At 67.1% G+C, this 21,772-nt stretch carries 14 protein-coding genes; 4 read left to right on the top strand and 10 right to left on the bottom strand.

What is annotated here, in order from left to right; genetic code table 11:
* Positions 1-11: 11 nt before the first annotated feature.
* Positions 12-1,055 (bottom strand): ribonucleotide-diphosphate reductase subunit beta, encoded by a 1,044-nt coding sequence (locus ACVOME_RS01490; RefSeq protein ID WP_262218324.1) that lies wholly within the window; start codon positions 1,053-1,055, stop codon positions 12-14.
* A gap of 105 nt (positions 1,056-1,160) precedes the next feature.
* Entirely contained in the window at positions 1,161-3,524 is a 2,364-nt protein-coding gene (locus ACVOME_RS01485) for a ribonucleoside-diphosphate reductase subunit alpha (RefSeq protein ID WP_346475102.1), read from the bottom strand.
* Positions 3,525-3,956: 432 nt separating this feature from the next.
* Between ACVOME_RS01485 and ACVOME_RS01480 the strand changes: the two genes are divergently transcribed.
* The gene (locus tag ACVOME_RS01480) at positions 3,957-4,934 is read left to right on the top strand and encodes a zinc-binding dehydrogenase (RefSeq protein ID WP_053517825.1); all 978 of its coding nucleotides are present in this window, start codon (positions 3,957-3,959) and stop codon (positions 4,932-4,934) included.
* Between the two features lie 54 nt (positions 4,935-4,988).
* Here the strand turns inward: ACVOME_RS01480 and betT are convergent, their stop codons facing one another.
* The 4 genes from betT to ACVOME_RS01460 form a co-directional block, all read right to left on the bottom strand.
* A complete protein-coding gene (betT, locus tag ACVOME_RS01475) occupies positions 4,989-6,968 on the bottom strand; it encodes a choline BCCT transporter BetT (protein WP_065182937.1) in 1,980 nt (659 codons plus the stop codon).
* A 137-nt stretch (positions 6,969-7,105) separates the two neighbouring features.
* Positions 7,106-7,486: a VOC family protein gene (locus tag ACVOME_RS01470; protein WP_065175235.1), complete on the bottom strand. Its 381-nt coding sequence runs from the start codon at positions 7,484-7,486 to the stop codon at positions 7,106-7,108.
* Between the two features lie 66 nt (positions 7,487-7,552).
* A complete protein-coding gene (locus ACVOME_RS01465) occupies positions 7,553-7,873 on the bottom strand; it encodes a DMT family transporter (protein WP_065175236.1) in 321 nt (106 codons plus the stop codon).
* Positions 7,873-8,226 (bottom strand): SMR family transporter, encoded by a 354-nt coding sequence (locus tag ACVOME_RS01460; protein WP_053517832.1) that lies wholly within the window; start codon positions 8,224-8,226, stop codon positions 7,873-7,875. Before ACVOME_RS01460 ends, ACVOME_RS01465 begins: the two co-directional genes overlap by 1 nt.
* 112 nt (positions 8,227-8,338) lie before the next feature.
* On the opposite strand from ACVOME_RS01460, the gene ACVOME_RS01455 reads away from it, so the two are divergent.
* The gene (locus ACVOME_RS01455; RefSeq protein ID WP_065182974.1) at positions 8,339-9,190 is read left to right on the top strand and encodes a LysR family transcriptional regulator; all 852 of its coding nucleotides are present in this window, start codon (positions 8,339-8,341) and stop codon (positions 9,188-9,190) included.
* 71 nt (positions 9,191-9,261) lie between these two features.
* On the opposite strand, the gene ACVOME_RS01450 is transcribed toward ACVOME_RS01455, so the two are convergent.
* Positions 9,262-10,182 carry a DUF2817 domain-containing protein gene (locus ACVOME_RS01450; protein ID WP_476341289.1) on the bottom strand — a complete coding sequence of 307 codons (921 nt, stop codon included), beginning with the start codon at positions 10,180-10,182 and terminating at the stop codon, positions 9,262-9,264.
* 130 nt (positions 10,183-10,312) lie between these two features.
* On the opposite strand from ACVOME_RS01450, the gene ACVOME_RS01445 reads away from it, so the two are divergent.
* Positions 10,313-12,394, top strand: coding sequence for a TonB-dependent receptor family protein (locus ACVOME_RS01445; protein ID WP_481504617.1), 2,082 nt, complete (start codon positions 10,313-10,315; stop codon positions 12,392-12,394).
* A gap of 38 nt (positions 12,395-12,432) precedes the next feature.
* Positions 12,433-14,229: a chloride channel protein gene (locus ACVOME_RS01440; protein WP_053517842.1), complete on the top strand. Its 1,797-nt coding sequence runs from the start codon at positions 12,433-12,435 to the stop codon at positions 14,227-14,229.
* Between the two features lie 15 nt (positions 14,230-14,244).
* On the opposite strand, the gene ACVOME_RS01435 is transcribed toward ACVOME_RS01440, so the two are convergent.
* The 3 genes from ACVOME_RS01435 to ACVOME_RS01425 form a co-directional block, all read right to left on the bottom strand.
* A complete protein-coding gene (locus ACVOME_RS01435) occupies positions 14,245-14,535 on the bottom strand; it encodes a DUF6959 family protein (RefSeq protein WP_053517836.1) in 291 nt (96 codons plus the stop codon).
* Between the two features lie 123 nt (positions 14,536-14,658).
* A complete protein-coding gene (locus ACVOME_RS01430) occupies positions 14,659-15,498 on the bottom strand; it encodes an OmpA family protein (RefSeq protein ID WP_053517837.1) in 840 nt (279 codons plus the stop codon).
* Between the two features lie 62 nt (positions 15,499-15,560).
* Positions 15,561-21,626 (bottom strand): ESPR-type extended signal peptide-containing protein, encoded by a 6,066-nt coding sequence (locus ACVOME_RS01425; RefSeq protein WP_481504616.1) that lies wholly within the window; start codon positions 21,624-21,626, stop codon positions 15,561-15,563.
* Between the last annotated feature and the right edge of the window lie 146 nt (positions 21,627-21,772).

The following is a 21,772-nucleotide window of genomic DNA, read 5'->3' as shown; positions in this document are numbered from 1 at the left end:
CCGGCCCCCGCTCAGAGATCGTCGAAGCCGTTGTCGACGTTGGTCTTCTTGTAACTTGCATTGCGCATCTCGAAGAAGTCGGTCTTGGTTTCGGTGAAGTTGTCGGCGTAGGCCTTGATCCACGGCATCACATTGTCGGTCGTATCGCTGTACAGCCGCTCGATACCCAGCATGCCGGCCATCTTGTTGGCGCGGTACTTCACGTAGCGCACCATCTCGTCCACATCGATGCCGTCGATGCCATCCAGCACTTCCGACGACCATTGCGTCTCCAGCGTGATGGCATGCTCGAAGGCGCTGTGTACGTAAGCCGTCAGCTCGTTGGTCTGCAGTTCCGGATTCTCGCCGACGATGGCGCGGATCACCTCGCTGATGAACTTGGTATGGGCCAGCTCGTCGCGGTTGATGAAGCTGATGATCTTGCCGGTGCCGGTCATGCGGTTCTGCCGCACCAGGTTGTAGAAATAGGCGAAGCCGGAATAGAAGTTGATGCCCTCCAGGATCGACGACTGGATCAGCGACCTCAGCAGCGTCTCGGCGGTCTTGTCGCGCATGAAGTCGTCGTACGCCTGCATGATCGGCGCGTTGCGGCTGATGATGGTCGGATGCGTGCGGGCCAGTTCGAACACCCGGTTCTGGTTGGGCAGATCGGTGATCGACGCCAGCACATAGCTGTAGCTTTCGTTATGTATCACTTCCTGCTGGCCGATGATCGCCGCATTGGCATGCGCGGCCGGATCGGTGATGTACTCGGCGACGTTGTAGATGAACCGGGTCTGCGGCGAATCGAGCGTGGCCAGCAGGCCGATGATCGAGTCGTAGGCGTTCTTCTCGCGTCCGGACAGTTCACCGTACTGGCGTGCGTCCAGCTTCATGTCCACTTCGTCGGGGATCCAGAAGTTGGTCGACAGTTCCTTGTACGCCCGATAGAACGAGGGGTACGGAATGTCGTTCCAGTTCAGTATGCCGCTGGTGCGGCCGTTGATGATGCCGGTGCTGCGGTTGGGATGGCGTGGTTCAAGGATCTTGATGCGGTCAAGCGGCGTTGCCATGATCGTTCCTGCAGAGGTAGCGCCGGGCCATGCCCGGCGGAATGTAGAGTGGCCGCGCGGTGCGCTCGCCGGGCATGGCCCGGCGCTACCGCGGCTGGGGCGCAGCGATCAGCTTGAACACCACTCGCATTCGCTGATGTCGATGTCGTTGGAGCGCACGTAGTAGGTGGTCTTCAGTCCCGCGCGCCATGCGCTCAGGTGCAGCTCCAGCAACGTGCTCGCACGGATGGTGCTGGGCACATACAGGTTGAAGCTGATCGACTGGTCCACATGGCGCTGGCGCCGGGCGTTCTGCCGGACGCTGGCGAACTGGTCCACCTTGTAGGCACCCTTCTCGTAGTAAGGCCAGGTTTCCAGCGACAGCCCGGGGGCTGCGACCGGTCGCCGGAAGTCCTTCTTCTCCTCGTAGTAGAACGCGCTGTAGATGGGATCGATCGAGGCCGTGGAACCGGCGATCTGGGCGGTGCTCATGTTCGGCGCGACCGCCAGCAGCCAGCCATTGCGCAGACCATGGCGGGCCACCTCACGCGCCAGGCCCTGCCAGGCCGCATCACGGTAATCGCGGTCGCTGAAGTAGCGGCCGGTGTGCCAGTCGCTGCCGGCGAACATCGGATACTGGCCCTTCTCTTTCGCCAGTTCGGCACTGGCCTGGATGGTCAGGAAGTTGATGCGTTCGTACAGGCGGTCGGCCAGCGCCTCGGCCTCCGGCGATTCCCACGGGATCGCCTGCTGCGCCAGCAGGTGATGCCAGCCGAACGTGCCCAGGCCGATGGCCCGGTACTTGCGGTTGGTGATCGTGGCCTGCGGCACCGGCAAGGCATTGAGATCGATCACGTTGTCCAGCATGCGCACCTGGATCGGGATCAACCGTTCCAGCACGTCCTTCGCCAGCAGATCGTCCGGCGCGGTGACCGCCCGTCCGAGATTGATCGAGGACAGGTTGCACACCACGAAATCGCCGGCGCGGCGGGTGGTGACGATCTGGTCGCCGCTGACGATCTCCTGGATCATCCGCGTCGGGCTCATGTTCTGCAGGATCTCCGTGCACAGGTTGCTGGAATAGACCATGCCCGCATGCTTGTTCGGGTTCCTGCGATTGACTTCATCGCGGTAGAACAGGAATGGATTGCCGGTCTCCAGCTGGCTGAGCATGATGCGCTTGAACAGATCGATCGCGCGCACGGTGCGCCGGCTGATGCGCTCGTCGGCCACCAGCTCCGCGTAGCGGTCGCGGAAGCTGCCCGCACCGCGCGTCTCATCGTAGAAGTCCTGCAGGTACCAGCCCTTGGCCTGCTTTACCTCATGCGGGTCGAACAGGTACCAGTCGGCCCGACGCTCGACCGCCTCCATGAACAGATCGGGGACGCAGACCGACGTGAACACATCATGCGCGCGCAGGCGCTGGTCGCCGTTGTTCAGGCGCAGATCGAGGAAGGCCTCGATGTCGCGGTGCCAGATGTCCAGGTATACCGCCACCGCGCCTTTGCGCTGGCCGAGCTGATCGACCGATACCGCGGTGTTGTTGAGCTGCTTGATCCAGGGCACTACGCCGCCGGACGAGTTGGGCACACCCCGGATCGGTGCACCGCTGCTGCGCACGTAGCCCAGGTAGGCGCCGACACCCCCGCCGTGCTTGGAAACCCGGGCAATGTCCGTATTGGAGTCATAGATGCCCTGCAGGCTGTCGTCCACTGTATCGATGAAGCAGCTGGACAGCTGTCCACCGACCTTGCCGGCGTTGGCCAGCGTCGGCGTGGCCACCGTCATGTACAGGTTCGACAGCGCCCAGTAGGCCTCGCCGACCAGCTGCATCCGCCGCTCACGCGGCTTCTCCTCCTGCATCAGGTACAGGGCGATGGTCAGCCAGCGCTCCTGCGGCAACTCGTACACCTCGCGGCTGCGGTCGCTGGCCAGGTAGCGCGTCGCCAGCAGGTACAGGCCGTTGTACGCGAACAGACGGTCGCGGTCGGGATCGATCATCTCTCCGGCCTGCTGCAGCTCCTCCTTGGAGTAGCAGCGCAGGATGTCATTGCTGTAGACGCCACGGTCGGCCAGGCTCTCCTGCAGGCCTACGTACGAGCCGTACTTCAGGCTGACATCGTAGAAGCGGTTGCGGCTGGCGCGCTTGTAGAGGCGGCGCAGGTAGATGCGGGCGGCGAACCGCTCCCAGTCCGGCGCGACCAGGTCCACACGGGATTCCGCCTCGCGGATCAGCAGGTCCACCAGGTCGTCGGCACTGATGCTGGGCTTGCGCTCAACCATCGCCTGTACCACGCGGCGGTAGTCGGCTACGTCCAGCTGCGGGAACTCGGCATGGATGGCGTCGATGCTGCGCTGCAGGCGCCCGGCGTCGAACGGCAGGCGTCGGTTGCCGGCCTCCTTGGTGATCCAGGTCGGCACGCGCTCGCCACCGGCGCGCAGGGCGTCGCCGGCGCCGGCCGGATCGGCCGCGCGGTAGGTGTATTCAGTCATGGTCCTGCGTCTCCAGGCTCGCACGCACGATTGCGCCGATGCCATGGCGGCCCTGCACGCGATACCGGCGCACGGGGCGATTGGGTGGGATGCCAAAGCGCGGGAACACCAGATCGTCGGCAAGTGCCTGCGCCTGCGGCCGGTATCCGGGCCGTGGGGGCGACCTGAGTCCGCACGAGGGCGGCCGCGTCGACACGGCAAGCCTTCAGGGGCGGGCCGCGGGACGTGTCTTGCATCGTCCGGCGGCGGCGGCTGACCGGGAGTGACGGCCCCAACATAGTGGGGATGATGGATATCGTCAACACAAGATGCAGTAAATAGCGCCCTCCGCGACGAACCGTCGCAGGATGCCGTGTTGCGTCTGCGCCGCCTTGTCGACGCCGCACGCATCCCCACTTCGATACAACCTCCACTTTCCGCGGAACATCCCCCATGCGCGCTGCCCAGTACTCCTCCTTCGGCGACCCGTCCGACGTCCTTGCCGTCGCCGAGGCCGCCCTGCCTGAACCTGGTCCTGGCGAGGTGCGCATCCGTACCGTGCTCGCCTCCATCCACAACCACGATCTGCTGACCGTGCGCGGCCTGTATGGCTACAAGCCGACGCTGCCGGCGATCGGTGGCAGCGAGGCACTGGGCGTGGTCGACGCGGTTGGCGACGGCGTCGAAGGCCTTCGGGTCGGTCAGCGTGTCGCTGCCGCCTCGGTGCACGGCACCTGGGCCGAAGCATTCATCGCGCCGGCACGGATGGTGATTCCGATGCCCGAATCGATCCCCGACGAGACCGCTGCGCAGCTGATTGCCATGCCGCTCAGTGCGCTGATGCTGCTGGAATTCCTGCATGTCGAGCCAGGCCAATGGATCGTGCAGAACACCGCCAATGGCGCGGTCGGCAAGTCGCTGGCGATGCTGGCGCGGGCACGTGGTGTCCATGTGGCCAACCTGGTGCGCAACGCCGATGCAGTCGCGCAGCTGCAGGCGCTCGGCATCGATCATGTATTCGATACCTCGGTGGACGGCTGGAAGGACCGCGTGCGTGCAGTGACCGGTGAAGCGCAGGCGGCGGCCGCCGTGGATTCCATCGGCGGCGACGCCAGCGGTGACCTGGTCGACCTGCTCGGCCACCACGGCACGCTGGTGTCCTTCGGCGTGATGAGCGGCGAGCCCATGCGCATCCCCGCCGGAGGCCTGATCTACAAGGAAGCCACCGTGAAAGGCTTCTGGGGCAGCAAGGTCAGCCAGGCGATGGCGGTGGACGACAAGCGACGGCTGGTGGGCGAACTGCTGCAGCGTGCAGCCGGCGGCGAACTGACGCTGCCGGTGGAACAGGTGTTCGCACTCGATGATGTCGCCGCGGCGGTCAAGGCCGGCGCAGGTTCCGGCCGCAACGGCAAGGTGCTCTTGCGCCCGTGATGGCGTGGCTGCGCGCCACCACCGACCGCCGGGTCATGCCCCGGCGGTTGCACGTCACCGGCTCAGGTGCAGGAACTGCAGATGCCGCTCGTACTGGCTGATGATGTCGTTGATGATCTGCTTGCGGCTGTATCCGACCAGGTCGTAATCCTGGCTGCCTTCGAACAGATGCACTTCGGCGCGGTAGTAGCGCTGGTTGCGCAGCTGCTGGGCGGCGAACGACGGCGTCAGGTAGCCGCGGAGGATCACCCGATACAGGAAGTCCTGCTGCTCGCCATGGTTGACCGAAAGTTCCATGTCGCCGGCTTCGATGCGGGTATGTACGTCCCAGCCCTGTTCGCGCAGCTGCTCGGCCACGGCTTCCATCGCCGGTTTCACCGTGTCATCCATGAAGCGGTAGACCTGGTCGCGCACCGGGAAGTGCATGGCCTGCGCAAGCCGCTGGCGCCAGCCCTGGTGGTGGCGATCGTCGCCGATCAGCGGCGATGGCCGGTACTGCAGCGCGCGCTTGCGGTGCGATTCGTCACTGAAGGCTCGGGTGAGGCCCCACATCATCAGCAGCAGCACCGCCGAGAATGGCAGCGACGCCAGCACCACCGCCGACTTCAACGCATCGATGCTGCCCGCCAGCAGCAGGCCTGCGGTGAGCACGGCGATCACCGTGCCCCAGAACACGCGCAGCCAGCGCGGGCCATCGTCTTCCGGAGCGCCGCCGTGCGACGACAGCGTGGACAGCACCACCGCGCCCGAATCGGCCGATGTCACGAAAAAGATGAAGCTGACCAGCACGGTCACCGCGATCACCGTGCGGCTCCACGGATAACCATCAAGCAATGCGTACAGCACGGTCGGTGGGTCATCCACGGCCAGCTGTGCCAGCTGCTGCTGGCCATGGTGCAGCACCTGGTCCAGCGCGCTGTTGCCGAAGATCGACAACCAGGCCAGGGTGAAGCCGAGCGGAATCAGCAGCACGCCGAACACGAATTCGCGAATGGTACGTCCGCGCGAGATGCGGGCGATGAACAGGCCGACGAACGGCGCCCAGCCGATCCACCAGGCCCAGTAGAACACCGTCCAGCCGCCCAGCCATGCCGGCCGTCCGCCATAGGCGTACACGTCAAAGCTCTTGCCGACCACGCTGCCCAGATAGTCGCCCAGGTTCTGCATCAACGTGCCGAACAGGTATTGGGTGGGCCCGGCGAACAGCATGAACAGCACCAGCGCGATCGCCAGCAGCATGTTGATGTTGGCCATCCAGCGGACCCCCTTCTCCACGCCGGACACTGCAACGGCCACCGCTGCCCCCATCATGCTGGCGACCAGGGCGATCTGCACGAAGTTCGAGTGCGGGATGTCGAACAGGTGCGACAACCCGGCGTTGAGGTGCAGGACACCGAAGCCCATGTCGGCGCCGATGCCGAACACGGTGGCGACGATGCCCAGCGCATCCACGGTGTAGCCGATCGGTCCGTTGATGCGCTTGCCGATCAGCGGATACAGCGCCGAGCGCAGCGCCAACGGCAGGTTGTGGCGATAGGCGAAGTAGGCCATGGCCATTGCCGCCAGCGCGAACACGCCCCAGCCATGCAGGCCCCAGTGCAGGAACAGCAGCTGCATGGCCTGGCGCGCGCCGGCCTCACCAGCGGCGGGATCGCCCTGCGGCGGCTGCAGGTAATGGGTCAGCGGCTCGGAGACACAGAAGAAGAACAGGGTGATGCTGATGCCCGCGGCGAACAGCATGCCCGCCCAGGAGAGATAGCTGAACTCGGGCTCGTCATGGTCGGCACCGAGCTTGATGCCACCATACTTGGACAGCGCCACGCCGACCACGAACACCAGATAGAGGGTCATCGCCAGCAGGTAGTACCAGCCAACGTTGAGTGCCGCCCAGTCCTGGGCGCTGAGCAGCAGGCGACCGGCACCGATTGGATAGAGGCTGACGAACAGCGCGAACGCCACGACGATGATCGCCGCGAAGGCGAATACAGGCCGCAGGGTGCGCACCGGGGATTGTTGCGGCTCCAGGGCTTCCACGGGGCGGCGTTCTCCGGTCGATCAAAGAGTGAGCCGGCGGATTCTGGCTGAACGGCGGTGGACGCAGGATGAAGTGCTGTCGCGCGATGACAGCACAGGGACAGCACGCGCGTGGTATCACGCGCGCGCCGCGAAGTTCAGCGCATCACGTGCACGGCGCACAACTTGTTGCCGTCGGGATCGCGCAGGTAGGCCAGGTACAGCTGCCGCCCGGCCTTGTGGCGTACGCCCGGCGGATCTTCGATGGCGCTGCCGCCGTGGGCGATGCCTGCGTCCTGCCAGGCGTGAACTGCCTGCGGAGTCTCCAGCGCGAAACCAATCGTGCCGCCATTGGCGTGGCACGCCGGCTGGCCATCGATGGGCGGGGTCACGATGAACATCCGCCCGTCCTTGACGTAGACCAGTTTTCCATCTTCATCGGTCATGCCCGGTCGGCCGCCGATGGCTGCGAACAGTGCGTCGTAGAAGCGGCGCGAGACCGCAAGATCATTGGAACCGACGGTGATGTGGCTGAACATGGCGGCACTCCGTTGCGGAAAAACCGCAGTGTCGGACAGCGCGCTCCGGTCTGCAATCGTCGCCGCTCATGCGGTACTGAGCAGAAGCACCGCCCCCGTCACCAGTGCAATGCCGATCCAGCCGATGGGCCGCAGGCGATTGCCGAACAGCAGGCGCCCGCAGGCAGCGGTGCCGATCACGCCGATGGCACCCCACAGCGCATAGGCCGTGGCCAGGTCCAGGTGGCGTACTGCCTGGCCCAGCAGCGCGAAGGCGATCCAGACCATGACGACGGCAGCGACACCCCATTGCCAGCGGCGGAAGCCTTCAGACTTGGCCACCATCATGTTTGCCGCGACGTCGATCAGTGCAGAACAGATCACGAAGAACAGTGCCGTTGTGTTCATCAGTGCGCCTCCCCAAGGGTGACGCAGACAATGCCGGCCACCGCCAGCAGCAGGCCGGCCAGCTGCTGCATCGACAGGCTCTCGCCGAACACCGCAATGCCGACCAGGGTCAGCAGGGTCAGCCCCAGCCCCTCCCACACCGCGTACGCAACGCCGACCGCGATGCGCCGTACCGACAGCGCCAGGAAGTAATAGGACAACGCCAGCGCCCCGGCCATCACCAGGTAGCCGGTCCAGCCACCGGCGCGGGCGGCATGGGCCATGAAGGACGTGCCGACCACTTCGGCGACGATCGCCACGGTCAGGCAGGCCCAGGCAATCAGGGGGCCTGGGGCGGGAACACGACGGGTCATGGGAAAACTCCAGCAGGATTCACAGCGCCCGCTGACAGGGGCGATGGCGCCCAGTATCATCGCCATTTACGATGGATCAAAAATGGAATCCATCGATATGAGCGATGGATCGATGCCCTACTCTCCTGAATCCCTGCAGGCGTTCGTCGAGGCTGCCGCACTGGGCTCCTTCTCGGCTGCCGCGCGGCGCCTGCGCAAGACGCAATCGACGGTCAGCACCGCCATCGCCCATCTGGAAGCCGATCTGGGCGTATCCCTGTTCGACCGCAGCGGGCGCTATCCGCAGCTTACCGACCCGGGGCGGCAGGTGCTGGGCCATGCCCAGGAAATCCTGGCTGCCGATGCGCGCCTGCGGCAGCTGAGCGTGCGCCTGGCTGCACCTGTCGAACCCCGGCTGACGGTGGTGTTCTCCGATGTTTACCAGCTGGACCCGGCGCAACAGGTGCTGCAGCGTTTCGCTGAAGCCTTTCCCGAAATCGAACTGGAGTGGCTCGACGCTGAAGGGCACGATGTGCTGGAACTGGTCGGCAGCGGCCGCGCCGGACTGGGCCTGCTGCCTCGCCAGGAGCGCTATCCGGATGCAGTGATCGCACAGCCCCTGGCCCATCACAGCGAGCTGGCGGTGTATGTCGCGCACGGACACGCACTGGCCGCGGCCGGTGCGCGCGCCGCAGCGCAGCTTGCCCGCCATCGGCAGATTCGCTTGAGCGCACAGGTCGATCACGCGCGTGCCGTCGCCGGCCCGGCCTGGACCGCATCGGACTACCTGATGGTGATGGAAATGGCCGAGGAGGGCATCGGCTGGGCCGAACTTCCGAGAGCGCTGGTGCAGCGCTACGACCGCGGACACCTGGTGGAACTGGCCCTGCCCGGTTGGCCGCGGCGCATCCACAGCGACCTGGTGTGGCGGCGCGACACACCGCCCGGGCCGGCCGCGCTGTGGTGGGCAGACGCGCTGCGATAGCGCCGGGCCCTATCGGCCCGGCATGCACCAGGGTTGGCCGCAACGGCAGCCGCGCAGGGGCTCGCCCCCCCTCAGCAATGCGCCAGTGCGTAGTCCAGCGCGGAGCAGACCGCGGCCACCTGCGCATCGTTGCACTGCTGCGGCGTGGCGCGCGGGCTGTCCGGGTAGACTTCGGTGGTGGTGGTGTACGGCGCACCGGTGATGCCGGCACAGAGGGCCAGTTCCACCAGCGGGTACTCGATCACGCCATGGGCCACCACCGGAGAGCCGATGATCTCGCCCTTGTCGTCGGCCGGTGCAATGTGGGTCACCTTTTCCACCGCCGCGATCACGGCCTGCTGGAACGCCGGCTGCGGATTGGCGCTGTCGTCCACCAGGTAGAAGCCATCAGGAATCAGGCCCGGTTCGAACGGCTTGCCGTCGCGCGCCGCCAGCGCAGGGCGGAACTCGCTTTCATCGCTGTCGGTGGTCTCATGCAGATCGATGTGCAGCGCGAACTGGCCCTTGAGGGGTTCGATCAGCTCGATCAGCGCGGTTGATTCGCGAGCCGGACCACCGGCACGGAAGTTGCGGTTCGGATCGATCGCGTCGAAGTTCCAGCGGTTGATGCGCTCGAAACCCCATGGGTTGACGCACGGTGCCACCAGCAGGTTGGCCTTGCCCGCGTAATCGGCCGCGTGCTTTTCAAGGAACTCCAGGGCACCCATCACGCCACTGGTTTCGTAGCCGTGCACGCCGCCGGTGACCAGCGCCGCCGGCAGCGCCGGGTTCCAGTCGCGGCTGCGCAGGGCGAACAGGGTATAGGTCTCTCCCGCGTAGTCGAGCTGGCCGTAGGCCACCTTGTCGAAGCGCGCTGCCAGTGCCTCGATGCGCGGCAGTACTTCCTCGTCGTAGCGGCGCAGGCGCTGCTGGCGCGCACGCCACTGCTCCCGTTCCGCCGCTCCCCACGGCTGGCCAGGGGTTCCGACGGGATAGAAGACAGCTGCAGGCATGACGGATCTCGGTGAGTCAGGAGGCAATCATTCACTTTACCACCCGACCCCAGAGGCCATCGGCCCTCGATTCCATTCACGAATGGAATCAGCAATAATTCTCATTTACCACCTTCCCTGTGCCGTCCAGATGCCCCTCCGCACCCCGAAACCGGCCCAGCTGCCCTTGGTGGCAGCCCTCGCCCTGTGCCTGATGCCCCTTGCTTCGGCCCTCGCCCAGGACGCCCCGACCACGCTCGACAGCATCCAGGTCTCCGGCAGTTGGCTGGGCACCGGCCTGCATGACAGCGTCAAGAGCTTCGCCGGGGCACGTACGGTGGTCGATCGCCAGCGCATCGAGACCAGTGGCGCGACCAGCATCGGCGACGCCATGCGCCGCATCCCCGGCGTGCAGGTCACCGACAACTCCGGCACCGCCGGCAGTTCGGTGTCGCTGAACATCGGCGTGCGCGGCCTCACCGGCCGCTACTCACCCCGCTCGACGGTGCTGCTGGATGGCGTGCCGCTGGCCGTCGCACCCTACGGCCAGCCCCAGCTGTCGTTCGCGCCGGCCAGCCTGTCCAACATCGAATCGATCGACGTCGTGCGCGGCGGCGGAGCCGTGCGTTACGGGCCGCAGAACGTGGGCGGCATCATCAACTTCAGCACCCGCGCCATTCCGCAGCAGAGCGGCCTGCACGGCGAGGTCGGGATCCGCTACAACGCCCATGACCATGGCGGCGGCGACAGCACCCAGTACAACACCTTCCTCGGCGGCACCAGCGACAACGGCCTGGGCGTCGCCCTGCTCTATTCCGGCCAGGACGGTCGCGGCTGGCGCGAAGGCAGCGACGACCGTTTCAACGATCTGGCACTGAAGTTCGCCTACGCCATCGACGACCAGCAGACGCTGCGTGCCAAGCTGTCCTACTACGACGTCCGCTCGCTGACGCCAGGCGGCCTGACCCGCGCGCAGTACGAGGCGGATCCGTTCCAGAACACGCGTCCCGATGACTTCTGGAAGGGCCACCGCACGGGCATCGATCTGGGCTACACCCACACGTTGTCCGACACCAGCGAGTTCGAGGTACTGGCCTATTACAACGAAAGCACCCGTGCCAGCTCGCTGATCAACGCTGCCAACACCCAGGTGAGCGTGCAGCCGCGCGACTACCGCGTGCTCGGCATCGAACCGCGCTACACCCAGCGCCTGCACTGGGGGGCGAGCGTGCACGACGTCACCGCGGGCTACCGCTTCCTGCGCGAGCGCGGCAACGACCGCAGCTACACGGTGACCCGCCGCACCGGCGCCGCAAGCCCCATCAACCGCTTCGACAATGCGACCGACGCCCACGCCTTCTATCTCGACGACCGCATCGCCATCGGCCAGTGGCGGATCACGCCGGGGGTGCGCATGGAATGGATCGACATGGACCGCCGCCAGGCCGATGGCGGCACCACCTTCAGCAGCCGCAACGACAAAGCCCTGCCCTCGCTCAACGTCGCCTACCTGTTGACCCCGCAGCTGACCGTGTTCGGCAACTACACCACCTCGTTCGGGCCGGTGCAGAACATCCAGCTGAACTCGCAGACCGCCAGCAATCCGCTGAATCCAGAGGTGGCCAGGACCACCGAGCTGGGCGCCCGCTGGCAGGACGGCGCGCTGCGCGCGGATGTCACGCTGTTCAGGATGCGCTTCGACAACCAGATCCTGCAGGTGCCGGGAATCACTCCTCCCACCTTCCAGAACATCGGTGCGACCGACCACAAGGGTGTGGAAAGCGCGCTCGAGTACCGCTTCGCCGAAGACAGCGTGCTGGCCGGACTGGAACTGTACGCCAACTACACCTGGACCAAGGCGATCCAGCAGTCCGGTGACAACCGCGGCCGGGACGTGCCCTTCTACTCGCGCGACACCGACAGCATCGGCGCCCGCTATGCGCTGTCGGCCTGGACCTTCAATGTCTCCAGCACGCACCAGAGCGGCCAATTCTCCGACGCTGCCAACACCTGGCAGGAAAGCGCCGATGCACGTGTGGGCCGCGTGCCGGGGGTGCGGCTGTGGAATGCGCAGGTGGCCTGGCAGGTTCCGGGGCTGGGCGACAGCGAGATCACGGCCGGCGTGAACAACCTGGCCGACAAGCGCTGGTACACCCGCAATGTCGACGGCAATGCCGGGCGCATGGTGGCCGCGCCACGCACCTTCTACCTTCAGGGACGCTACCGCTTCTGATGCGGTAAATGCCCGATGCGGTGACGGTGGCGATCACGATGGCGGCGTATCATGCCGCCACCATGGCCTCCACGGTTCCACCATCGCGCCTGCATCTGGCCTTCCAGGGCCTGCGACTGCGCCTGCGTGGCAGCGACCTGTGGTTCATCGCACTGGCGTTGCTGGTCGGCCTGATCGCCGGTGGCCTGACGCTGCTGCAGTCGGACATCGCGCGCGGGCTGCAGAGTGCGCTGTACGGGCTGGAACCCGGCATGCGCCTCAGCTCCCTGCCCGCGCTCAGCTGGACCGCCCTGCTGGTGCTGCCGCTGGGCGGCCTGCTGGTCGGGCTGGTCAGCCTGGCGGCCGCGCGGCGCAAGCGCCCGCTGCTCGACGCGGTCGAGGCCAATGCCCTGCATGGCGGTCGCATGTCGATGCGCGACAATCTGATCGTGCTCACCCAGACCCTGCTGTCGAACGGCTGCGGTGCGTCCGTCGGCCTTGAGGCTTCGTATACCCAGATGGGTGCGGGCAGCGGCTCGCAGCTGGGCCGTGTCATGCGCCTGCGCCGCAATGATGTGCGCATCCTGGTCGGTGCCGGTGCCGCCGGCGCCATCGCCGCGGCCTTCGGGGCTCCGCTGGCCGGCGCGTTCTACGCGTTCGAGATCGTCATCGGCGCCTACACGCCCGCCGCTCTCGCGCCTGTGGCCCTGGCCGCACTGGCGGGTGCATTCGTCGCCGACCAGGCTGGCATCGAGGCGTACCTGCTGCCCGCAGCCTCGACCATCGATGTGCGCGCCGCCGACTACGCGATCTACGGCCTCCTCGGTTGCTGCTGCGCCATGGTGGGGATCGGCGTGATGCGGCTGATCGCCTCCATCGAAGGCGTGGTCAAGCGCAGTCCACTGCCCCTGTGGGGGCGCCCGGTGGTCGGCGGCCTCCTGCTGATTCCACTGGCCATGGCCAGCCCGCAGGTGCTTTCCTCCGGTCACGGTGCGCTTCACCTGGACCTGACCACGCAGCTGCCACTGATCTGGATCGGCGGCCTGCTCGCCCTGAAGCTTCTGGCCTCGGGCATTTCGCTGGGCTTCGGCTTCCGCGGTGGCCTGTTCTTTGCGTCGCTGTTCATGGGCACCCTGGTCGGCACCCTGTTTGCCGGCCTGCTGGCGATGGCCACTGGCGTGCCCGTGGTCGACGCCACGTCCGCGGCGCTTGCGGGCATGGCCGCGTTGGCCGCCGCAGTGGTCGGCGCGCCGATGACCATGGCCATGCTGGTGCTGGAAGGCACCCACGACTTCCTGCTGACCAGCGTGGTGATGAGCGCGGTACTGGTCTCCAGCACACTGGTCCGCCAGTGGTTCGGTTACTCGTTCTCGACATGGCGCATGCATCTGCGCGGCGAAACCATCCGCAGCGCACGCGACGTCGGCTGGATCCACACCCTCAACGCCGGGCGGATGATGCGCAAGGGCGTTGCCACCACTCCGGCCGGGCTGGATGCCGCTGCGTTCCGCCAGCGTTTCCCGCTGGGCTCCGGCAGTCGCGTGGTCCTGATCGACAGCGAAGGCCACTACGCCGGCATCGTGCAGATTCCGCGCGTCTACGCCGACGGCGTGAAGCCGGAGACACCCGTTGGCGATCTGGCCGAGAACCGCGAGGTGTCACTGTTGCCGGGCGCGGATGTGGTCAGCGTGATGCAGTGCTTCGACCGGACGCAGGCCGACGAACTGGCCGTGGTTGCCGCCGATGGCCAGCTGCTGGGCATTGTTTCCGAGGCCTTCGTGCGCAGGCGCTACGCCGAGGAGCTGGACAAGCGCCAGCGCGAACTGATGGGCGAGCGCGTCGAAGACGCCGATTGATCGCCCGCCCCGCTGCTACAGCGCTTCGCCGGCATCGGCCAGCCGCGACTCGATCAACGCGTACCATTGCTCCAGCATGTCGATCAGCATGTCCAGCTCCGCATCGGCACGCTGTGCCCGGCCGCTGCGCAGGCAGGCCTGGGTTTCCTGCAGCTGGGCCAGGAACCCGGCCACGGTATCGGCCTGCAGGATCAGGCCCGGCAGGCGCCGCCCGGGGATGCGCACGACCGCATGATTGCCGAGCTGGCCATACACGCTGAGGGTGGTTTCCGTCTTCATGGACAGAGGCAGGAATTGGGCGTTCATCGCGTGCACCGTATGAAAACCTGAGCCACCGGCAGGGGTGGACGACGGGGGAGACGTGGCCACGTCCTGCCGGTGGTCAGGGGGGACTCGGGATGCCGGGGCATGGCCACGGCGCGGGAGACTTCAGCGCGGGTGCGCGATCCCGACGATCTGCACCCGGCGATTCGGCGCAAGGCACGCGATCAGTTCGCGACGGTTGCGCTGTGCGCACTGCACGATCGGTTCAGCCGCGCCGCGCCCTTCGGCACTGATGCTGCCCGGCGGCACTCCGCCCTGCACCAGGGCCGTGCGCACCGCTTCGGCCCGCTTCTGCGAGAGTTGCTGGTTGTAGCTGGCCGCACCGATACGGTCGGTGTAGCCGACGACCTGGATCGACTGCACCTTGCTGGCCTCACGGACCTGCGCCAGGATGCCCTGCACCGCCTGCTGGCCTTCGGCGCTGAGTACCGCGCTGTCGAAACCGAACAGTGCATCGGCGGCCAGGCGCAGCGGCTGTTCGGGCAGTGGCGCGGGTGCCGGCGGCGGCGGTGGTGGCCGCGGCGGGTCGAGCACGGCGGCGCAGGATTCGGGCTTCCAGTAGCCGGCCTGGGCGATGCCCTTGTTGTCGAAGCGCACCTGGAACTGGCAGGTGAAGTACTCGGCGCCCTGTGCGGTGCGGAAGTTGAACAGATAGTTCCACTCGCGCACGCCCCACATGCCTTCGTTGAAGTGGGGCGTACCCAGCAGGCTGTACAGCTGCCGCTTGCTCATCCCGGGCGCGAAGCGGCGCAGGTCGGCGATGTCGGGATAGGTACCCTCCTTCAGCGACGCCTTGGAGACTTCCGGGAAGGCCACTGCAGTGGCCTCCGCCGGACCCTCACCGGCGGGCGCGTGGCTGCGGCAGGCGGCCAGCAGGCCGGCGGCGAGGATCAGGCCCAGCGACGCGGCGATGCGGCCGGCGCGGGCGATGCGATGCTGATTCATGTCATTCCCCCTGTAGACGTTTGCGCGGCAGCCGGGCCGCGATTGCGGCCCGGCTACGGCGGTTACCACTGGATGCCGGCACCGACGGCCACACCGGCCTCGCCACGGCTGTTGGTGGAGCCGCTGAACTTGTAGATCCAGCGGCCTCCTTCCGAGACACCGGACAAGCCCACCGCCACGCCCGATTCGCCGTTGTAGCTGCCGGCGGCGAACGAGGCCATGCTGCGACCCGCTTCGCTCGGCTGCGGCAGCGAGGCCGTGGCCATGGCCGAAGCGATGCCGGCCGAAGCGCGGTTGTCGGTCCTGCGCAGGTCGCGCTCGAAGCCGCCCATGCGCTCGTCGGTATAGGCCTTCGACCAGTCCAGAGTCTGCGCCATGCCGGACTTCAGCTGGTCGACATTGACCGCGTCGGTGCCTGCCGTACCGGCGGCAACGTTGCGGACCGTCGTCGGGCCGCTGGTGCTGCTGCCGAGAGTGACACTGTTGAAGTTGGTGGCTCCGTTGACGGTGGTGTCGTAGCGGATGGTGCCCTGCTGCGAGGCCTGCAGCTGCCGCACGTTGACCGCATCGGTGGCCTGGGTGCCGTCTGCCACATTGACCACCTGCCGTTCGGCGCCGCTGGCCCCCACCGAAACCGTGTTGGCACGGTTGGCCACCGACCCTGCGCCCAGGGCCACCGAGTTGTCGGCCTGTGCCTGCGAGCCGTTGCCCAGGGCCGTCGAGTTGGCACCGGCGGCCGTCGATCCTGCACCACCGGCTGCGGAATTGGCGCCCGTCGCGGCCGGATCGGCCAGGTTGTTGCTGTTGTTGGCGCGGAAGCTGCCGGCGACGTTGGTGATGTTCTGGATCTTCTGGTCGGTGTAGGCCTTGGACTGATCGATGGCATAGTTCACGCCATTCTTCAGCTGGCCGACATTCGTCGCGTCGTGATCGTCCGAGCCGTCGGCAACGTGGGTGATCTTGCGTTCACTGCCGCTGCTGCCGACCGACACTTCGCCTGCCGAATTGCTGGCACCCGTCTGACCATAGGCACCGGTATAGCCGCTCTGCGCGCCGACGCTGGCCACCGAGCCGGCACCCAGTGCCACGCTGTTGTCCGCGCTGGCGTTGGCACCGTTGCCGACTGCCACGGCCGAAGCACCTGCCGCACTGGCCTGCGGACCCACCGCCAGCGCCTCCGCACCTGCCGCAGCGGCCGCCGCGGCGCTGGAGTTCACTGCCAGGTACGGGCTGCCGCCACCGTTGGTGATGCGCTGGTTGAGCACCCTCAGCGAACCGTCCACCGCGGAGAACGCCGCGGTGACGTTGCTGTAGTCGTTGGCGGTCAGGGTGCCGTCGGTGGCGATGCTGGAGATGCTGAACGACGGCGCGGTCCACAGATTGGTGGTGCCGTCGAAGGCCGTGCTGCCGCCGAAGTAGCTGGCGATGGTCGAGTTCGTGCTGAACAGCTGGTCGCCGGTGATGGCGTCGCTGCTGCCTGCAAGGATGCTGCCGGCCGCCACGTTGGTCACCTTCACCGCACCCGTGCCGGTACCGCTCAGGGTGACCGTGTTGACGACGTTGCCACTGCCATCGACATCGTACTTCACCGCGCGCTTGTCGATATCGTCGGTCTGGTCGGCGACATTGGCCAGCGAATTGCTGACCGCGTCGAAGGCGGTGCCGACGTCGTTGTAGCTGCCCTGGCTGATGGTGCCATTGGCGGCGATGTTGTTGATCGTGTAGGTCGGCGCGGTCAGCACACCGGCCGCATTGACCGCCGCGCCGCCTCCGAGATGGGTGGCGACGGCCTGGTTGGCAGCGAACAGCTGGGCACCATTGATGGCTTCGCTGCTCGTGGCGCTCACCTGGCCCGGGCCGAGGTTGCGCAGCGTGGTCGCCGTGCCGCCCTGACCCAGCGTGGCGCTGGCGTAGTTGACGCTGCCATCGCCATTGAGGTCGTAGCGCAGCGCGCCTTCCTCCGAGGCCTGCAGCTGGCCCAGGTTCACCGCATCGGTGGCAGCCGTACCGGCGGCCAGATTCGTCACCTGGCGTTCGGCACCCGCGGCACCGATCGACACGCTGTTCGCACGATCAGCCAGGCTGCCGGCACCGACCGCGATCGCGTTGGCAGCCGTGGCGCGGGCGTTGGTACCGACCGCGATGGAGTCGGCACCGGTGGCCACTGCCTCCACGCCCGTGGAGTTCACTCGCAGGTACTTGGTGCCGCCGTTGCGGATATCGTTGATCTGCGTGTTGAGATTGACCAGCGAGCCGTCGACGGCGTCGAAGGCATCGGTCGCATTGTTGTACAGGCCCTGCGCAATGGCGCCGTCGGTGGAGATCGTGCTGATCTCGAACAGCGGCGCGGTGAAGGCGCCACTGACCGGATCGAAGGCGGTGATGCCACCGAAGAAGCCGGCGATGGCGGCGTTGGTGGTGGCCAGCTGGCCGCCGTTGACCGCTTCCAGGCTGCCGGCGGTCACCGCACCCGCGGCGAGGTTCCCGATGGTGGTGGTACCCGTGCCGTTGCCGAGCGTGACGCGGCGATAGTCTGGATTGCCTGCGCCATCGACGTCGTACATCACCGCGCCGGCCGAAACATCATCGATCAGGCTGATCGCGCCCTTCAACTGGGCGACGTTGACCGCATCGGTATTGGCGCTACCCGCAGCCAGATTGGTGATCTGGCGCTCGCCACCGTTGGCGGTACCCACCGAAACTTCACCGGCAGAGACCTGGGCGGCGGTCAGGCCATAGGCGCTGTAGCTGGCCTGTGCGCCGCGCAGCGCAGCAGAACGGTAGCCCAGTGCCACCGAATTGGCCTGGTTCGAGGTCGCCTCCGCACCCAGCAGGGTCTGGCCGTTGGCAGTACCCACCGCGCTGTCGCCGACAATCACCGAGTGGCCCATGCGCGCGGCGTAGTCCGCAGTCGGCACGCCGGTTGGATTGGTGGGATCGTTGGGACCGGCTCCCGGGAACGCCACGTTGGCGTCCACCTTCGGCAGCTCATGGCGGGCATTGGCGCCGATCACCACTTCCTTGGAGCCGTTGGCGAAGGCACCGTCACCCATCAGCACCTGGTAGTCCTGTGCGGCGTTGACCGCCCAGCAGGAGATGTCGGCCAACGCGATATCCAGGCACTTGGCGGCCCATGCCGGCGAATCGGTCGGCAGCAGCAGGCCCAGCAGGCCACCGGGGTTGCCGTTGTTGATGTTGTAGATGTAACTGTCGGAAGTGACGCCACCGATCAGGGTCAGGTGCGAGCTGCCACCGGTCACCGCGCCGCCCAGGCCATTGAGGGTGCTGCCGACCGGTGACAGGTTCACGACCGGCAGGCCGAGCACGTTGACCGTGGAGTAGGCCTGCATCACGTTCGCGTTGCTGAGCTTGAGATTGCCGTTGTGCAGATAGCCGTCACCGCCGAACAGGCTGCTGGTCGTCGGGCCGATCAGCTGGCCGACGTTGCCGACCAGGCCACCGGTACCGATGATGAGTCCCGCATTCGGATCAGCCGGAGCGGGTGCCTTCGGGCTGTCCGGCGGAATCGCCGAGGGCTGGGTCAGGCCCAGGCCACCCAGCGTGCCGCCCACCAGCCCGCCGACTGCGCCGCCGAGATTGTTGACGGTACCGTTGAGGTTGCCCTCCAGCAGGTTGCCCACCGCACCGCCGACGTTGCCGAGCGTGCCGGTGAGTACGCCGTCCAGCCCGCTGCCCGGCGTGGTGCTGCCACCCCCGAGCAGGCCACCGACAACGCTGCCGACCGAGCCGACCGTATTGTTGAGTGCACCGCCCACGGCACCTCCGATGGTGCCGACGGTGCCGTTGAGCACACCACCCACCGCACCACCGACTGCGCCGACCGTGCCGTTGAGCACGCCTCCGACTGCACCGCCGACTGCGCCCACGGTGCCGTTCAAAGCACCGCCTACGGCGCTGCCGACTGTGCCAACGGTGCCGTTCAGCGCACCGCCGACTGCACCGCCGACCGCGCCGACAGTTCCATCCAGGACGCCACCGACCGCACCTACCGTACCGTTCAACGCGCCGCCTACCGCGCTGCCGACCGTGCCGACCGTGCCGTTCAGCGCACCGCCGACTGCACCGCCGACCGTGCCGACAGTTCCATCCAGGACGCCGCCGACCGCACCTACAGTGCCGTTCAACGCGCCACCCACAGCACTGCCAACCGTGCCAACCGTGCCGTTGAGCGCACCGCCAACGGTGCCGACGGTTCCATCCAGGACGCCGCCGACTGCACCTACGGTGCCGTTCAGAGCGCCGCCTACGGCGCTGCCGACCGTGCCAACCGTGCCGTTGAGCGCACCGCCAACGGTGCCGACGGTTCCATCGAGGACACCGCCGACCGCACCTACGGTGCCGTTCAGAGCGCCACCCACGGCACTGCCAACCGTGCCGACGGTGCCGTTGAGCGCGCCCCCCACGGCGCCACCGACGGTGCCGACGGTTCCATCGAGGACGCCACCAACCGCACCCACGGTGCCGTTCAACGCGCCGCCTACGGCGCTGCCGACCGTGCCGACAGTGCCGTTGAGCGCGCCACCCACAGCACCACCGACGGTGCCGACGGTTCCATCGAGGACACCGCCAACCGCACCCACGGTGCCGTTCAAAGCGCCGCCTACGGCGCTGCCGATCGTGCCGACAGTGCCGTTGAGCGCGCCACCCACAGCACCACCGACGGTGCCGACGGTTCCATCGAGGACGCCACCTACAGCACCTACGGTGTTGTTCAACGTGTCGCCCAGGGAACCACCGACGTTGCCGACGGTGCCGTTCAGTACACCGCCCACCGCACTGCCGACCGTACCGACAGCACCGTGGAGCGTGCCGCCCACTGCGCCACCCACGGTGCCGACAGTGCCGTTCAGTACACCGCTCACCGCACCGCCGACGGCGCCGACGGTTTCGTGTAGCGTTCCGCCTGCTGCGCTGCCCACCGTGCCGACCACGTCGTGCACTACGCCACCCACCGCACCGCCGACCGTGCCGGCAGCTCCGTGAAGCGTGCCACCTACTGCGCCCACGGTGTTATGCAGCGTGCCGCCCACTGCGCCACCTACGGTGCCGACGGTTTCGTGCAGCGTCCCGCCTGCTGCGCTGCCCACCGTGCCGACTACGCCGTGCACTACGCCACCCACCGCACCGCCAAGATCGCCCAGGGCGCCGTGATGCAGGCCTCCGAGACCGAGCGTGCTGGCCTGCGCACTCACGACGGTCCGGCCCGCGAGCTTCAGGTTGCGATCGGCCACCACGTCCTGGCCACCCGGGCCCTGCACGCGCACCTTGCCGGCGACGCCTGCATCGAACGCCGCCGTGATCGCGCGATCATCGGTCTCGCCCGGCAGTTCTTCCTTGGCGGGCAAGCTCACCGCTGCGGTTGCGGAGGCCTTGCCCTGGCCCTCGATTCGATGTCCGGCGATGGCCAGATGCGAGTCGGCGTTGCCGTCGATGCCGGCCTTCAACCCGGACAATCCCTGCGAGGACGTCGTGATGCCCGCTGCCGCCCTGGCGCCGGCACCCACCGATGCCAGCGGAGCGCCTGCGATGCCGACCCTGGCCTTTGCCTTCGCATCGGCTGTCAGCCCCAGCGGCGAAGCGGCACCGGAGGAAACGTTCGCTGCCAGTGAGGTATCCACCTGGGTACCCGCTCCGATGCCGAGCTGGGCCCGCACATCAGCGGCCAGGGCTGGCGTGGGCACATGCTGCGGCGATGCGTTCGCCCCCAGCTTCACCTGCACGGCGGCCGGCAGGACATCGCGCACCAGCGGCAGCGAGGTCGTGCTCAACTGCAGGCCCACACGCGTATCGGCACTGATCGCAGGCGTCGCCTGCGCCTGTCGCGCGGCTGCGGCCAGGGCGACTTCGGCATCGACCTTCACCGGCAAGGTCTGGGTGTACTTGGCCGCCAGCGCCTGCAGATCGCGCAGCGACTGGTTGGATTCGGTTGCGGATGCCGGCCCGCTGGCCAGCACGCACAGCAGTGCAAGCGCAAGGGCGCTGGGCGTCAGCAGGGAGGTGCGCGGATCGCGTGATGCGGTGCCGCCGCTATCGCCGGTGGCCAGTTCCGAGGCCACAACCAGAGCATTGAGCTGGCGGTTCCATACACGCCGGTAGATGCGGTTCATGAGCATTTCCCCCGTAGGCGAACAACTTGAATGACAGTGGACTTGCCGCTAGGCAGGTGACTGACATTTCAACGGTTCGCGGAGGCGTGGCGCACTTCAATCCGGCAGGGCAATCGCGCAATCCGGCAAATCCACGGCCGGATTCG

It is taken from the genome of Stenotrophomonas sp. STEN008, assembly GCF_056760435.1.
Note: the sequence above shows the minus strand (reverse complement) of the source record. Positions and strands in the feature narration are given on the sequence as shown.